This is a genomic window from Bradyrhizobium hereditatis (assembly GCF_020329435.1).
GTDB lineage: Bacteria > Pseudomonadota > Alphaproteobacteria > Rhizobiales > Xanthobacteraceae > Bradyrhizobium > Bradyrhizobium hereditatis.
Genome location: NZ_JAGKJK010000005.1, coordinates 102,620 through 118,945, shown reverse-complemented (window position 1 = coordinate 118,945; position 16,326 = coordinate 102,620). Strand labels below are relative to the sequence as shown.

The following is a 16,326-nucleotide window of genomic DNA, read 5'->3' as shown; positions in this document are numbered from 1 at the left end:
CCGAGTTAGACCGGAACGGACCGGTAGCTGACAGGCGGGCGGAATTGCGCCGGCGCGGCAACGCGCCGCTGCTCGCGCGGTAGCAGGACCGAAATGAGAATGACGAACTGCGCGAGCTGAATGTTCTTCGATGAGAAGCTCACGGAGCTCGCGGCGATGATAACGATCAGCACCATGATGGCCCATGCCGCGTGGTGGGAGCGGCGCAACAATTCGACGAAGAAGCAGACCAGCCCGATCGTCATCAGGATGGTATGGACGAGGCCGAACTGGACGATGGAGGAGATCCAGAAATTTTCGATGCCGTAGTTGAGACCGAGCTGCGACTGCAGGGCATTCACCCGGACCGGATTGGGGCCAAGGATCAGCTCATGCCAGTCGAAATGCGAGAGCAGGTTGAAGGTGGCGAAGCGCGCCAGCGCGCTGCCCTTGTCGGATGAGAAACGCAGTAGCATCTTGTCGAAAATGCCGAGATCGAGAGCCGCGAAGGTGATGGCGCCGGCGGCAAACAGCACGCAGATGGCGAGGATTACCGCAGGAAGCTGCGTTCGCTTGCCACGCATCAGGCGAAGCGCCTCGAATCCGCCGAGGAGCCCGATCATCGCGAGCACCGTGACCAGCGAGGTGCGGCCGCCAAAGGCCATCAGCGAGGCCAGACAGAACGCGATCAGTGGCAGCCTCACGAGTAGCGGCGGGCAGATTGCCGGGCGAAGCACCAGCGCCAGCACGTAGGCGCCGACGATGCCGGATGCCGTGAGCGGGTGGCCAAGCAACGCCGCGGACCGCCATTCCCCGACCACCACGACGTCACCGAGCGTCAACGGGATCAGCCGATGACCGGAGAAATACTCATAATATCCGAGCACGACGTTCACGAGGATCGTCAGGTGAATGGCCCAGACCAGCGGGCGTTTTTGCGCGGATGACAACTGCCACATCACCATGGCGATCAGGATCGGCAACAGAAACGTGTCGATGATCACCGTGAACGGGCGTTCGAGGACGAACACCTGGATCAGGAGGAACAGCCAGCAGAGCAGGTAAGCGAGCAGCAGCTTCGATTCGGAGAACATCCGATTGAGCTCGCCGACTGGACCGCGGCTGCGCAGCAGCAGCAGAGAGAAGGCGAGCAACGTGAAATAAGTTGCCGGGTGCAGCTTTTCGTAAAAGTTACCGCCCGGCGTCAGGTAATGGATTTTCCAGTTGGTGAGAACGGAAGACGAGAGCGTGAACGTCGCTATGACGGCCAGCAGCATCAGGCCGGTCGCGATCAGTTCGACGAGCGCGTCAGCGTTCGCAACGCGCCCAGAGACGGGGGAAGCCGGCCGCAATGTTGCAGACGCAGTGTGGCGACGCTGCACCTGCGCCATCCCGGCCGATCCATGCGACGGTCCGCGCATTCTCACCGCGCCGCTCCGGCATTCAGGCTCGCTGCGCCATAAGGCTTGAGATAGGCCGAGCTGCGGTAATAGTCATAGAATTGCAGGCGGCTGAGATCGACTCGGGTCAGCACAGTGCCCATGACGCGATCGCTAACCGGAGATAAGAGATCCATGGCATGGGACAGCACTTCGCCCGGTGTCTGGTCCCAGGCCAGCGCCAGAATGATGCGGTCGGCCAGTTCGGCGAGCGCGCGGCCATCGACAAGCGGCACGAGCGGCGGCGAATCGACCACGATCAGTTCGTAGCGGTGGCGGAAGTGATCGAGGACGTCGACGATCCGCTCGGAGAACATCAACTCCGTGATGTATTCGACCTGCTTGATCCTGGTCGAGGGGAGGATCGAAAGTCCCGTGCTCTGGTCGACAAGGATCGCGTGCTCCGGCGCAACGTGACCGATGGCGACTTCCAGCAGCCCGGCATCGGCGCGCGGACAGAGCGCGCGCGTCACTTGCGGATTGCGGAGATCGCCGTCGATGAGCAGCGTCCGGATGCCGAGCGTCGCCAGCGACTGCGCAAGGTTGATGGCAAGCGTGGTTTTGCCCTCGCTGTCGAGCGCAGAGGTGACCTGCACGACCCTTACCGGCTGCGAACGCATCGTCCGTTGCAGCGCCAGGCGAACGGCGCGGATCGCCTCCGCGAAGAACGTGCCGGGCTCGTCGATCGCGTAGCGCGTCAAGGGTGGCTGCAGCGGCGCCGGTAGCAGTTTCGTGGTCTTCGGGTCATAGCGGCCGAGTTCTTTTCGTCCGCGCCGGGCCAGGCCGGCAAGTTCGCGCGTGCTGATCAAGGGAACCGCGGCAAGCGCGGGCACGCCGGTAATGGCTTCGGCCCGATCGAGCGTCTTCACACGGTCGTCGAGATAGTCGGCGAGAAACGCCAGCACGGAGCCGGCGCCGAGGCCGAGCATCACGGCAAGGCCCAGGATCAGCATCGTCTTGGGCGATGACGGCCTGATCGGAACGCTGGCCTTGGTCACGATCCGGGAGTCCGGCATCTCCAGGCTCTCCTGCGCGGTCGTTTCCTTGGAACGCGCCAGGTAGGATTCATACTGCGTGCGGTTGGCTTCGGCCTCGCGCTGCAGCTCGCGCAGGCGCACCTGCGCCTGGCCTGACGAAGTGGAAACGCCCTGGAGCTGGTCGAGGCTTTGCTGCAGCGACGCCTCGCGGGAGCGGGCGACGTCATAGTCGTGCTTCGTGCTCTCCAGTATTCGCCGGATTTCCTCGTTGATCAGCTTTTGGGTGTCGCGCCGCTGCGCCCGGACATTGGCTACGGCCGGGTGACGCGCGCCATACTTGCTTGACAGATCAGCCTCGTTCTTCGCGATATCGGCGTATTGCGTGCGCAGCTTGGTGATCATTTCCGAGGAAATGGCCGCGTTGATGCCGCCTAGGTCGCCGCCCGACTTCGTGATGTCCTGGACCTGCTCATACTTGGCGCGCGCCTCCGCCGTCTGGGCGCGTGCGGCAATTAGCTTGTTGTTGAGATCGGTGATCTGCTGGTCGTTGAGCGTGACGCCCTGCGACACCATCAGATTATTGGCGGAACGAAAATCCTCGACCGCTTTCTCGGAGGCGACGACCTTCGACTTCAGATCCTCGATCTGGCTGTTGAGCCAGTTCGCGGCAATGCGCGTGGCCTCGTATTTGGCGCGGACTTGCTCATCGAAGTATGCGTCCGCGATTGCGTTGGCGATGGTGGCGGCCTTCTGCGGCGATCGCGAGCTGACGGCGATATCGACCAGGAAGGTGGTGCCTTGCCGCGTCACCTTCATCCGCTTCTGAAGGATATCGACCGAGCGCGCCTTGGCCGCATCCTCGGGGCTGGCGCCATCGCTCGGCCCGCTGCTGCGGAACAGGGCCTTGATCGGATCGAGCAGGCCGGGTTTCGGCGTGAACTCCTCGTCTTCGGTCAGCTTCAGCTTGCCGACGACGCGCGTCAGGATCGCGACCGATTGGATCAGCAGCGTCTGGCTTTCGATCGTCGCGTCGTCGGTGCCGAAGTTCGACAGCACGGACTGGTTGGTCTCGACGACATTGGCGCGGCGCGGATCGACCAGCACGGTCGATGTCGCCGTATACAATGTCGTCGCCAACAGCAGGTAGGTTATCGCCAGGCCGAGCAGGACAACAGCCGGCAGCGCCACGAGCTTGTAGCGGCGGCGCAGAATGCGGCCCATCTCGCGCAGATCGACGGTCGGATACTGCCAGCCTTCAGTCGGGCGAGCCGGAGGATCATCGGGGATCACATAGGGCAGGTCAGAATTGCGCTGTAACATTCATTCCTACCAGATGTTTGTCGAAGGTGAAGACCGGCACGTCGCTGTCGCGCTTGGTGTAGCGGTAGTAGGCGGAAACGGCGGAGAATCGATTGACGAGATATTTGACGCGCGTGTCCGACGTGAGCACGTGATCCCTGCGGAACTGGCCGAAGAAGCGGTCGTTCTCGTATCCACCCGCGAGCGACACGATGACGTTGCGGCGCAGCTCGTAGTCAAGGCCGAGCTGAACCGCGTTTGCGAGCACGCCGGTGGCGCTGGTGTCAGACGTCTGCGTGACGAGCTGTTCGGCATTGAAGTGAACGTCGAGAAGGCGCGTCGGCCGCCATGTCAGCCGCGCGCGGTAGGAAGGGCCCTCGACCATTCCTATCGATGGATCGTCGAATCGCTGCTGGACGTAGCCGGCGCCGAATTCGCCGGTGATCAGATTGCTCAAGCCGATGGTGATGCCGGACAGCGCGCGATAGCCTTGTGAGTCCAGAGTGTGGCCGGGGGTTCCCCTGATGTCGCGCTGATTGCCTTCGACGCCGCCGAACCAGCCGAGCGTCGATGAGATCGCATAGTCGATCCGGCTGTGCAGCGAGTAGATCTGCCCGTCGCGGGCGTCCTGGCTGATGACCGTGCCATCCTGCGCGCGCGTCGAGCCATAATCATATGAATCGGTGCGAAAGCCGATCGATGTCGTCAGCCGATTGAATTCCTTGCGCAGCGTGACATCGCCGGACATCAGATTGTACGGCGTCGGCGAGATAGCGTTGGCGGGCGAGGTGAGCGTGCCGACGCCCTCGTTCAGATGCGCGATCTGAAAGCTGCCGAGCAGCATCGTGTCTTTCGTGATATCCAGCCAGCCATTGCCCTTCAGGCTGGCATTGGTCTGGTTCAGGCTGGAGAACTGGCTATAGGCCGTCGATTGGGCATTCAGCTTCAGATCGAGTCCGTGCCGTCCCCACAGCGAATGCGCACGCAAGGTCGGCTCGATCACCGCCGCGATATCGGAGCGCTGCGTGGTGTTCGACGAGAAGACGTTGCTGTCGTAGAATGTGCCGGCGGTGAGCGAGGGGTTGAACATCCACGAGCCGGAGCGAATCCCGATGGGCTCGTAGCCAGGCTGCTGCCTGTTCTTCACCGGCGTGTCCTCAGGCGGAATCTCCTCGCGATTCTCCGGATCGGTTCGGTCCGGCAGCGACGACGGTTCAAAGATTTTCTGCGCGTTCCATGGCGAAGCGAACTCCCCGTTTGTCCAGGGAATGGCTTGCGCGTTTGCTGAGGACCCAAGCCCGAGCAGAATCGCAGCCGCCGGCGCGGGCAAGAAACTTATGCGGCATCGAGCGAACATGCGTCGCGAACGGACTAGGTCTCCGCTTTCCTCCGACAGCGATGCAAGTTCGGACTCGGATCCCATCACCCATCCCTTGCGGGAGCGCGGAGGCGGCGAACACTTACGGGGCGAAGCCCATCGCTCAGAAAATGATCGTCGACTGCGCATAGGAAAGGCAGGCCTCATACTCGGTACGCGGGCGCAAGGAATTGAATTGTAAGATTGAAGTGATGCGCACGCCTGCAACGCGCCTTGCCGGGAAAGTTTCCCCCGCGTTGCAAAATTTTTCGCATCCGCGAAATGCTGTGACGACAGCGCAACACAAACGCCATCATCCGCTTGCGCGCAGCACTCACCTCATCTGCAGTTCCGTGGATAGCTAGAAGTAGCGCTCCGGAATTCGGATGTTGTCGCCCGGATAAACCGGAACGGGAGCATCGAGAGGATAAGTCTCTTCCGTACCGGCGCCTGCGCGGCGCAGAAAGACCTTGTTTTCATTGGCCCGGTACGTAAAGCCGCCGGCGCTCGCGACCGCATCCAGCACCGTCAATCCATGGCGATACGGATACTCGCCACTCTTCTTGACCTCGCCGAGAATGTAATACGGCCGATACTGCGCGATCTCGACGTTCACGCGCGGATCACGCACGATTCCCTTTGCAAGCGCGGATGCGATCGATTTCTCGAGCTGCCGCGTCGTCGCGCCGGCAGCTCTGATGTGGCCCGCGAGCGGGATCGAAACCTGACCGCTATTGCTGATTTCGTATTCGCCGGTGATGTCGGGCTCGCCGTAGACCTTCAGCCTGATTCGGTCGTTCGGGCCGAGGACGTAACTTTCCTCCGACGACGGCGGTGCGGATCGCGGCGTTTGTGCCGAAGCGTGAAGCGAAAGACTCGCGACGATGCCGGCGATCGCGAGGATGAATAGAAGAAAGTGAAGCGTCAGGCCGGCGCTGGACGACCGCTGCTGCATGGCTGCATCTCCGTGAATGCACGTACAGCCGCCGATCTTATCGAAGCAAACACGGCAAAAAAATGTGAGGCAGGAGTTCCATCGCATCGTAAGCGAGTCGCAAACGCGTCATGGTTCACGAGTCGTGTAGACATCAAAGTCGTGTGCACATCTTAAGAGCACATCATAAGAAGAGTATCGTCGATCCCTCGATCGCAATGCAGGTCAAGGTTCCCGTTCGCCACGCGCAGGTGTCGATGTTGATTCGGTTGTGACGAATATCCGGGTGCGGCACCGGTGTATGACCGTGCACGATGAAGCGTTCGTGTGTCCGCGTAGAATCGAGGAACTCGTTGCGAATCCAGATTAGGTCGTTGATATCCTGACGTTCTATCGGAATGTTTGGGCGAATGCCGGCATGCACGAACAGAAAATCGCCGCAACTGAAATGGTTGCGCAGGCATTGCATGACCAATTCGTGTGCACGAGGAAACGCGTCAATAAAGCGGCGATGCAAGGCAGAGGCTGTTTCGGAGTCGTCGCGTAGTTCGATGCCGTAAGATGCAAGCGTCTGCATGCCGCCGAGTTGCAGCCAGTATGGCAGAATGTCGGGATCCTGAAGGAACCCTTCCATCACAGCTTCGTGGTTGCCTCGCAGACACACTGCGTGATGAGCAACCAGCCGGACCGCGAGCAGATCGATCACAGTTTTTGAGTGCGGCCCGCGATCGATGTAGTCGCCGAGATAGACTTCGACCGTATGTGCGATCGGCCTGCGCCTGATGTCGTCATCGATTCGTGCGGTGATCTCGCTCAACAGATCGGCGCGGCCGTGGATGTCGCCGACCGCATAGATGCGCGTGCCGGCCGGCGCTGAAGCGCTTACGGAGCGCGAAGATGCCGCGGGACGGTGCATGATCTGCAATGTCGATCATGGAACCGCACGGCGGTCAATCCACGATGTGTCAACATAGTGGCGCTAGAACAAGATCAGAAGAATCAGAAACACGATCGCCAGCCACGCGATCACATTGCCGATGATGATGCGGTTTCTGAGCTTGCGATCAGGCAACACTTCGCCGTGTCGCACCAGCGCGCGGCTATGCAGACGTTCGGCCATCATGGGCGCCTCCCCGGAAATGTTCCGCGAGGTGGGCGGCTCACGAATCGCGGCCGCCTCTGTTTTTCTTCCGAAAGCTTGCGATCATCGCACGGCGCGTGCGGCTTGATCACACTCTGTTGTCACGTCGTGACGATGCTCTTCGCTTTCGGTGAGCAATCTCTTTCAAACAACGACGTAGCGTCATTTGTTGCGATCTGATGACGATGCATTTGCTCAATTGAATCTCGAGAATCGAACAATGGAATTTGTTCCGTGATTTTCGATTATGCATAGCTGCTTCGAGTCTCGCGCAGCTCATTAACCAGGCACATCGCGACTAAGCATCTCCGAACAAACCGGAATATCGCGTCGCAATATTTTCTTAACGAGTCAGTTCCACGCGTCTGCGGGATCACTTTCGTTTTCGCGCCAAATTTCGCTCAAGATTCTGGAAAGTCTTAGCGACCGCGAAAGCGGACGTTCGCTGCTGCGAAATCGTTACGCTCGGTGTCGAGCAATTTCGACATGCTCTATCACAGTCCGGTTCCAGCGCAGAGGAGAGTCATGGCTTCCATCGTGACAGCCAACTTCGATCGGAACGATAATGTCACGCCGATCAGAAGAGAGCGAACCCAGATATCGGTCCGTCCTGTCGAGTTTGCCGGCGGTAGTACGCATGGTGCGTACAGAGGCCGTCGGCGTTCGCGCCGTGTGGCGCGAAAAGAACCGTCGTCGTCGATCGCAAAGCGCATCTTCGACGTCACGGCGGCCAGCGCCGCGCTGTTGTTTTTTGCCCCGCTGCTGATCGCCATTGCCGTGGCGATCAAGGTGACCTCGCCGGGGCCGGTGCTGTTCTTTCAATATCGCTACGGCTATCGAAACCGCCGCTTCAAGATCTACAAGTTTCGCACCATGCGCAGCGATGCATGCGACGTGCGCGGCGTAACGCAGACGGTGCAGGGCGATGCGCGCGTCACGTCGATCGGAAGAATTCTGCGCAAGACCAGCCTTGATGAAATTCCGCAACTGATCAATGTGATCAAGGGCGACATGTCGCTGGTCGGGCCGCGGCCGCATGTCCCGGGAATGCTGGCGGCCGATCTTCCTTACGAAGATCTCGTGCCCTACTATTTCCAGCGCCACACCGCGCGGCCGGGGCTCACCGGGCTCGCGCAGGTCAATGGCTGCAGGGGAAGCACGGCCGAATCCGGGCCAGCAATCTCGCGGATCGATTACGATCTCCACTACATCGAGCGATGGTCGCTGCGCCTCGACATCATGATCATCATCCGCACCATCCGCAAAGAGTTCCTGTCGGGCAGCGGTTTCTGATCTCGCAACCTCCAAGTATCGAAGGAACCATACAAATGGCGATGATCGAGCCGCGCGGCCGTATCGTACCCGTTCTCCTGTCAGGCGGCGCCGGCTCGCGGCTGTGGCCGCTCTCGCGCGAGACCTATCCCAAGCAGCTGCTCTCGCTGCTCGGCGAGAACACGTTGCTGCAGCAGACGGCGCTGCGGGTCGACGACCCCACGCTATTTTCCGATCCGATGGTGATCGCCAACGCCGAGCACCGCTTTGCAATCGGCGAGCAGCTGCGCGCGGTCGGCATCGATCGGCCAACCATCGTGCTCGAACCGTTCGGAAGAAACACGGCGCCTGCCGTCGCGATCGCAGCCCTGCTCGCCAGTGAGACCGATCCCGATGCCGTGATCCTGGCGATGCCGGTCGACCATTGGGTGCGCGATCTCGCCGCGTTTCGCGCTGCCGTATCGACGGGCATCACGGCGGCGAGGTATGGCCGCTTCGTTCTGTTTGGCGTGCGGCCGTCGTCGGCAGCGACCGGGTTCGGCTACATCCGGATGGGCGACGAGATGGAAGCTGCGTCTCCGATTCGCAGTGTTGCCTGCTTCGTCGAGAAGCCGGATCTTGTAACGGTCGAGCGTCTGCTGGCCTGCGACGAGCATGTCTGGAATAGCGGCATATTCCTGCTGCCCGCGCGCCAGTTCATCGACGAATTGGCGCAGCGTGCGCCGGAAGTGCTCGCCGCCTGCCGCAAGGCGCTCACCGGCGCCACCCGCGATCTCGATTTTCTCCGGCTCGACGCAAGCGCTTTCGAGGCTTGCCCGTCCATCTCGATCGATTACGCGATCATGGAGAAAACCGACAACGCCGTGGTCGTTCCCGCCACCTTCGACTGGAGCGATGTCGGAAGCTGGTCGGCGCTGTGGTCGATGGCGGAAAAGGATCAGTCCGGCAATGTCGTGATTGGCGATGCGGTCGTGGAGGATGCCTCCGGCTGCTATGTCCGGGGCGACGGGCAACTGGTCGCGGCGCTCGGCGTCGAGGATCTCGTGATTGCAACTTCGCCCGACGTCGTGCTGGTGACCAGCCGCAAGCGCGACCAGGACGTCGGGAAGCTTGTCGAGCGGCTGAAGGCCAACGGCCATCGCTCGGCGACCCAGACCCACAGCGTTCATCGACCCTGGGGCTATTATCAGTCGATCCATGCCGGCGAGCGGTTTCAGGTCAAGCGCATCACCGTTAATCCCGGCGCCAAGCTGTCGTTGCAGAAGCACTATCATCGCGCCGAACATTGGGTCGTGGTGAACGGCACCGCGATCGTCACGCGCGACGACGAGGAAATCCTGCTGCGCGAGAACGAATCGATTTTCGTGCCGCTGGGCTGCATGCACCGTCTGGAGAACCCCGGAAAGGTTCCGCTCAACCTGATCGAGGTCCAGTCGGGCAGCTATCTCGGGGAGGACGACATCGTCCGCGTTCAGGATATCTATGACCGCGTCTGAGATGCGCCTGGGGGAGGCAGCATCAGCATCGAGGACGCCGTGCGCCGATGGTCACTTTTGCGTGCGCTACGAAGGGAGGCGGCAATGAACGCAAAGCAACAGGTCAAGGAGCTGGTGAAGGATGCGTTCCCCTCGATATGGCTGCAATGGCATTTCATGCGGCGTCCCAAATCGGCGGAGTGTGAACTCTCCTACCTCGACAAGGTCATTCCCGATGATGCGGTGACGGTCGACGTCGGCGCGAACTGCGGCCTCTACACGCGCCGGCTGGCGCGGCTTTCCCGGCAGGTTCATGCCTTCGAGCCCTCGCAGCAGATGGCACGGTTGTTGCGGCGGACCTCGGCGCGGAATGTGAGCGTCCATGAGATCGCGCTGTCGGATCATGACGGCGATGCCGAATTGTATATCCCACAAGGCGAAGATGGGCTGGTCTATGGTCTCGCCTCGCTGGAGGCGCGAGTCAGTTCATCGGCCAGATCTATCTCTGCCCATGTGCCGATCGCGCGGCTCGATGCGGTGATTGACCAGGATGTGGCGTTCGTGAAGATCGACGTCGAAGGCCACGAGCTCAATGTGCTGAACGGCGCCGTCGAGCTACTGGAACGCTGCCAGCCGGTCTTCCTGGTCGAGGCGGAGGACCGCCATCGCGCCGAGGCGACACGCTCGGTGTTCGAATTCTTCCGGGACAAATCCTATCGGGGATTCTTTCTGAAGAACAATGACGTGATCGCCGTGGAACAGTTCGATTCGCGGCGTCTGCAGAATGCCGATGCCTTGCGACCGGACGGCGGCCGCAAGGACGGGCGGTTCTACGTCAACAACTTCTTCTTCTTTCCCCGCCATCTCGACGGTGAATCGATATTGAGCAGCTAACGCGTCGTTTCACTTCCATTCCCGCCGGCGCGGCGTGCGGCCGCGCGTGGCTTCTTCAGACAGGAACCGTAATGCATATAGCGATGATTGGCGCCGGCTATGTCGGGCTGGTGTCGGGGGCGTGCTTTTCCGATTTTGGGCATCAAGTGGTCTGTATCGACAGCAACGCGGAGAAGGTGGAGGGCCTCAAAAACGGAGAGATGCCGATCCACGAACCCGGGCTTGCCGAACTGGTGGCGCGAAATGTCGGCCAGGGCCGCCTGTCGTTTGCCAGCGACCTGAAATCGGCCGTGAGGGAAGCGGAAGTCGTGTTCATTGCGGTCGGCACGCCGTCGCGCCGCGGTGACGGCCATGCCGACTTGTCTTATGTCTACGCGGCTGCGCGCCAGATCGCGACCGCGCTTCCGGAGAAGGCGGTGGTGGTCACGAAATCCACCGTTCCGGTCGGCACCGGGGATGAGGTCGAGCGCATCATCCGCGAAGAGAATCCCGCCGCCACGGTCGCCGTCGTCTCGAATCCCGAGTTCCTGCGCGAAGGGGCGGCGATCCGCGATTTCAAGCATCCTGATCGGATCGTGATTGGAACGAATGACGCGCGTGCCCGCAGCGTGATGGCCGAAGTGTACCGGCCGCTTCACCTCAACGCGTCGCCGATCCTCTATACCGACCGCCGCACCGCGGAGCTGACGAAATACGCCGCCAACTCCTTCCTTGCCACCAAGATTGCGTTCATCAACGAGATCGCAGATCTTGCCGAAAAGGTCGGCGCCAACGTGCAGGAAGTCGCGCGCGGCATCGGTCTCGACAACCGGATCGGACAGAAGTTCCTGCACGCGGGGCCGGGTTTCGGCGGATCCTGCTTCCCGAAGGATGCGATGGCGCTGATCAAGACCGGCCAGGACAATGAGGCGCCGGTGCGGATCGTGGAAACGGTGGTCGCGGTCAACGATCAGCGCAAGCGGGCTATGGCGCGCAAGGTCGCGAACGCGTTCGGCGGCAATATCAGGGGAAAATCCATTGGCGTGCTCGGCGTCACTTTCAAGCCTGACACCGACGATATGCGGGACGCGCCGTCGATTCCGCTCATCACCGCATTGCAGGACATGGGCGCCCAGGTTCGTATTTTCGATCCTGTCGGTATGGAGCAGGCGAAGAAGGTGTTCGAGAACGTCACGTTCTGCGAAAATGCCTATCGCTGCGCCAAGGGATGCCACGCGCTCGTCATCGTCACCGAATGGGAGCAGTTCCGGGCACTCGATCTCAAGGAGCTGTCCACCATCATGGCTTGTCCCGTCATCGTTGATCTCCGCAACATCTACTCTCCGGAGGAGGTGGAGCGGAACGGCTTTCTTTACTGCGGCGTCGGGCGGCCGAAATCGATGGCGTACTGACATGGACCGTCACGACCTCGGCGGGAGGATGCGCACATGATGCCTGATCAGCCAATTCTGGTAACGGGAGCTGCGGGATTCATCGGATTCCACGTGGCGCAGCGGCTGCTGCAGTCCGGCCATCGCGTCGTTGGGGTGGATAATCTCAATGGCTATTACGATCCGCGGCTGAAGGCGGCACGGCTCGACATTCTCCGCAACGATGAACGCTTTCAGTTCGAGCGGCTTGACGTGGCGGATCGCGTTGCGATGCCGGCGCTATTTGCGCGCTACCGGTTTCCCGTCGTCATCCATCTCGCCGCGCAGGCAGGCGTGCGATACTCGCTAAGGGATCCGCACGCCTATGTTGACGCAAACCTGGTCGGCTTCACCAATATCCTGGAGGGCTGCCGGCACAATGGTTGCCGTCATCTCCTGTTCGCGTCGTCATCGTCCGTTTACGGGGCCAACAGGAAGCTGCCGTTCTCGGTGCATGACAATGTTGATCATCCGATCAGCCTCTATGCAGCCAGCAAGAAGGCGAACGAGCTGATGGCGCATTCCTACAGCCATCTCTATGGCATCCCATGCACTGGCTTGCGGTTCTTTACGGTGTATGGCCCGTGGTACCGGCCCGACATGGCGCTGTTCGTATTTGCGGATGCCATTATCAGCGGCAATCCGGTCAAGCTGTTCAATGGCGGCCGGATGCTTCGCGACTTTACCTACATTGACGACGTGACAGAGGCGCTGGTTCGCCTGATCGATCGCGCGCCGCAAGTCGGACCGCCAGGGCCGGGGCTGGACGGAATTCAGGACCCGGGGTCGAGCATCGCCCCCTGGCGCATTTACAATGTCGGCAACAACAGGCCGCAGGAATTGATGCTCGTGCTCGATATCCTCGAGCGGGCGTTGGGACGCAAGGCTAACAAGGAAATGCTGCCGATGCAGCCGGGCGACGTGCCGACGACCTACGCCGATGTCGATGATCTCGTGCGCGACGTGGGTTTTCGTCCCTCGACCCCGATCGAGGACGGCATTCATCGCTTCGCGAGCTGGTATCGCAGCTATTGTGAGGCTTGATTGATTCCCTGCTCGGGCGCGCTGGTGCGAAAGTCCCGTGGCGTCAGGCCAAATCTGTCTTTAAATGTGCGCGTGGCATGGGCGGCATCGGCGAAGCCGCACTGATGCGCCAGCGCCGCGATCGAAACGTTCGCCGGCGAAGCCTGCCGCAACAGGTCTTTGAATAGTTCGACACGAAGATGAAGAACGTGGCGCTCGAACGTGGTCTCACGGTCGGCGAAGATGCGGTGAAAGGTCCGCTCGGAAATGCTGAATTCGGCGGCGAGCGTCGGTGCCGATCGAACGTTACTGAGGTTTGCTTTGAGATAGCGGTCGATCAGGTGGAACAGGTCCGGGCGGGCGAGCTGATGATCGGCGCCTGCGGCGACGCGCAATAGCGCCGACAGATAGGCGACGATGTCGGGCTCTCCGCGCCTGGCCGGCGCACTCGGCACCGAGATTGCCGCATGTACGAAGGCCGCGACTGCGCGCGCCATCGTGCTCGACAGCGGCACGGGCCTGGCGCAAAGCCGCTCCGCACTCGGTAGGGCGCGCAGCAGCGACACAGCGGGCACGGTTGCGATCAAGACCTCGGCGCGTTGTTCGGGGCCGAACAGGCGGTCCTCGAACGGACGCCGCGCATCGTAGAGCACGCCATATCCCGGATCGATCGTGCCTTCATTGCCGGCCTGCATCATGGCGCTGCGGCCGCGGCGCTGGAAATCGAACATGAACTCGTCCGAGCCGGCCCGGCTCACCAGCCTGGCATCGCGGGTGTAGCATTGCGGGCTGCTGTCGAAGCGCACGAGCTTGGCATCGCCGATCTCGACGAACTCGAAGCGGCCGCTCACCACGGCCGAGCCGATCGGCCTGGTCTCGACATTGGCGAAGGACCGGCAGATCGCCTCGGTCCAGAACGCCTGGCGATCCGTCGGGAGGATCGAGTCAGTGGAGACGCTGATCGGCATGGCCTCAACGAGATCGGGTTGGAGTTCCCCCAGCGTCGCCCAGGACCTGTGGCTCTGGCAAGGGCCGAACCGGCCCGGAGGTGGCAGGCTCATTCAAGACGCGATGCCCCGGGCGGCCGTAGCCTGACGTCAGTTCCCGGAGGAATTCGGTCCGATATGGTGCGCACAAAGCCATCCGCCGGCATCGCGGCCGGCCATCCGCTCGATCCGCTCAGCGAAACCGAAGTCGCGCTGGCGTCTGAAATATTGAAGCAAGCAAAGAGCCTCGGTCCGCACGCGCGATTCACCCACGTGCAGCTCGAAGAGCCGGCCAAACCAGATGTCCTTGGATGGACGCTGACATCGAGACCCCCACGTCGGGCCGCCGTCACTCTGTTCGACTGCAAGTCCGGCGCGACGCACACCGCGACCGTGGATCTCGAAACCAGGACTGTCACGGAATGGCGGGAGTATTCGACCAAGGCCCATCCTTACGGCCAGCCGCCGATCACGATCGAGGAAGTCTTCAAGGTCGGCGACATCGTCAAGGCCGATGCGGACTGGCGACGCGCGATGAAGCGGCGCGGCCTCAGCGACGAAGAGATCGAGCTCGTTCAGGTCGATCCGTTCTCGGCCGGCTACTTCGACCGCGAAGTGGAGAAGGGCCGCAGGCTGGTCAGCGCCGTGTCCTACTGGCGCAAGAATCTCAAGGACAATGGCTATGCGCACCCGATCGAAGGCGTGGTCGCGCTGGTCGACCTGATCGAGAACAGGATCGTCCATCTCGTCGACGAGCCTGAGATCATTCCGATCCCCAAGCAATCGCGCAGCTACGACCGCGCGTCGATCCCGCAAACGCGTAACGACGTGAAGGCGCTGGATATCGTCCAAAAGGACGGCCCGAGTTTCACCGTCGAGGGCTGGAAGGTCTCCTGGCAGAACTGGTCGTTCCGCGTCGGCTGGACCGCACGCGAAGGCCTCGTGCTGCATCAGATCGCATTTCGTGACGGCGCGGACGAGCGGCCGATCATCTATCGGGCCAGCATCACCGATATGATCGTTCCCTATGCCGATCCGACCGCCAACCATTTCTGGAAATGCGCGTTCGATGCCGGGGAATATGGCTTGGGCAAGCTCGCCAACGCCCTCGAACTCGGCTGCGACTGTCTCGGCCATATCCACTATTTCGACGTGCCGGTCGCCGACGACTACGGCCAGCCGACCATCATGAAGAATGCGATCTGCCTGCACGAAGAGGACTACGGCATCCTCTGGAAGCACTACGAATTCCGCAACGAGACCTTCGAGGTGCGGCGGTCGCGCCGTCTCGTCATCTCCTTCTTCACGACGGTCGGAAACTACGATTACGGATTCTTCTGGTACTTCTACCAGGACGGCACCATTCAGCTCGAAGTCAAGCTCACCGGCATCATCCAGACGGCGGCGGTCGCATCCGGCAAATCCTATCCGTGGGGCGGCATGGTCGCCGACAATCTCGGCGGCCCAACGCACCAGCATTTCTTCAATGCGCGCCTGCACATGATGCTGGACGGCGAGGGCAATACCGTCACCGAGCATGAGTTCCGGCCGCGGCCATGGGGCACTGATAATCCTTATGGCAATGTGTTCGACACCACGACGCAGGTGCTGTCGCGCGAGCGTGACGCGGTCCGCGAGGCCGATGGCCGGACCGGGCGGTACTGGAAGATCACCAATCCCAACAGGAAGAACAGCGTCGGCGGCCCGACGGCGTACAAGCTGATCGCGCATAGCGCGCCTGTGATGCTGGCGCAGCCGGGCTGCTACATGACCGAACGCGGCGGCTTTGCGACCAAGCACATCTGGGTGACGCGCTACGCGCCCGATGAACGCTATGCCAGCGGCGAGTTTCCGAACCAGCATGCCGGCGGCGACGGCCTGCCGAAATATGCTGCCAAAAACCGTTCTATCGAAAACCAGGATATTGTAGTCTGGCACAGCTTTGGGGCGACGCATGTCTGCCGTCCCGAGGATTTCCCGGTGATGCCGGTTGAGTATGTCGGCTTCACGCTGAAGCCGAACGGCTTCTTTGCCGAGAATCCAGCGATGGACCTGCCGCCCGACCGCAACAGCGCCAGCCGTGACAATCGCGACACTGGCTCGTGCTGCGGCTGAAGATTGCCGTGGCCGGTATCGTTGGT

General features: G+C 61.4%; 13 protein-coding genes. 6 read left to right on the top strand and 7 right to left on the bottom strand.

Annotated features, from left to right (window positions below):
• Window positions 1-5: 5 nt before the first annotated feature.
• The 6 genes from J6524_RS13260 to J6524_RS13235 form a co-directional block, all read right to left on the bottom strand.
• A complete protein-coding gene (locus tag J6524_RS13260) occupies window positions 6-1,370 on the bottom strand; it encodes a VpsF family polysaccharide biosynthesis protein (protein WP_225671119.1) in 1,365 nt (454 codons plus the stop codon).
• Window positions 1,371-1,402: 32 nt separating this feature from the next.
• A complete protein-coding gene (locus tag J6524_RS13255) occupies window positions 1,403-3,715 on the bottom strand; it encodes an AAA family ATPase (RefSeq protein WP_225671117.1) in 2,313 nt (770 codons plus the stop codon).
• The gene (locus tag J6524_RS13250; protein ID WP_225671115.1) at window positions 3,696-5,024 is read right to left on the bottom strand and encodes an outer membrane beta-barrel protein; all 1,329 of its coding nucleotides are present in this window, start codon (window positions 5,022-5,024) and stop codon (window positions 3,696-3,698) included. The genes J6524_RS13255 and J6524_RS13250 overlap by 20 nt, the downstream gene beginning before the upstream one ends.
• 388 nt (window positions 5,025-5,412) lie before the next feature.
• On the bottom strand, window positions 5,413-6,006 hold the full coding sequence (locus J6524_RS13245) for a polysaccharide biosynthesis/export family protein (protein ID WP_225671113.1): 594 nt from the start codon (window positions 6,004-6,006) through the stop codon (window positions 5,413-5,415).
• Between the two features lie 163 nt (window positions 6,007-6,169).
• Window positions 6,170-6,901 carry a metallophosphoesterase family protein gene (locus tag J6524_RS13240; protein WP_225671801.1) on the bottom strand — a complete coding sequence of 244 codons (732 nt, stop codon included), beginning with the start codon at window positions 6,899-6,901 and terminating at the stop codon, window positions 6,170-6,172.
• Window positions 6,902-6,964: 63 nt separating this feature from the next.
• On the bottom strand, window positions 6,965-7,108 hold the full coding sequence (locus J6524_RS13235; protein WP_225671111.1) for a hypothetical protein: 144 nt from the start codon (window positions 7,106-7,108) through the stop codon (window positions 6,965-6,967).
• Between the two features lie 543 nt (window positions 7,109-7,651).
• Between J6524_RS13235 and J6524_RS13230 the strand changes: the two genes are divergently transcribed.
• The 5 genes from J6524_RS13230 (at window position 7,652) to J6524_RS13210 (ending at window position 13,220) form a co-directional block, all read left to right on the top strand.
• A complete protein-coding gene (locus J6524_RS13230; protein ID WP_283843307.1) occupies window positions 7,652-8,419 on the top strand; it encodes a sugar transferase in 768 nt (255 codons plus the stop codon).
• A 41-nt stretch (window positions 8,420-8,460) separates the two neighbouring features.
• Window positions 8,461-9,894, top strand: a complete 1,434-nt coding sequence (locus tag J6524_RS13225) for a mannose-1-phosphate guanylyltransferase/mannose-6-phosphate isomerase (RefSeq protein ID WP_225671799.1) — start codon at window positions 8,461-8,463, stop codon at window positions 9,892-9,894.
• Window positions 9,895-9,978: 84 nt separating this feature from the next.
• The gene (locus J6524_RS13220; RefSeq protein WP_225671107.1) at window positions 9,979-10,767 is read left to right on the top strand and encodes an FkbM family methyltransferase; all 789 of its coding nucleotides are present in this window, start codon (window positions 9,979-9,981) and stop codon (window positions 10,765-10,767) included.
• A 71-nt stretch (window positions 10,768-10,838) separates the two neighbouring features.
• Window positions 10,839-12,158: a UDP-glucose dehydrogenase family protein gene (locus J6524_RS13215; protein WP_225671105.1), complete on the top strand. Its 1,320-nt coding sequence runs from the start codon at window positions 10,839-10,841 to the stop codon at window positions 12,156-12,158.
• Window positions 12,159-12,197: 39 nt separating this feature from the next.
• Window positions 12,198-13,220 (top strand): NAD-dependent epimerase, encoded by a 1,023-nt coding sequence (locus J6524_RS13210; protein WP_225671103.1) that lies wholly within the window; start codon window positions 12,198-12,200, stop codon window positions 13,218-13,220.
• Here J6524_RS13210 and J6524_RS13205 read toward each other — a convergent pair.
• Window positions 13,205-14,260 carry a helix-turn-helix domain-containing protein gene (locus tag J6524_RS13205; RefSeq protein ID WP_225671101.1) on the bottom strand — a complete coding sequence of 352 codons (1,056 nt, stop codon included), beginning with the start codon at window positions 14,258-14,260 and terminating at the stop codon, window positions 13,205-13,207. The two genes, J6524_RS13210 and J6524_RS13205, sit on opposite strands and share 16 nt — an antisense overlap.
• Before the next feature lie 63 nt (window positions 14,261-14,323).
• Here J6524_RS13205 and J6524_RS13200 point away from each other — a divergent pair, with 63 nt between their 5' ends.
• A complete protein-coding gene (locus tag J6524_RS13200) occupies window positions 14,324-16,300 on the top strand; it encodes a primary-amine oxidase (RefSeq protein ID WP_225671099.1) in 1,977 nt (658 codons plus the stop codon).
• Window positions 16,301-16,326 lie beyond the last annotated feature (26 nt).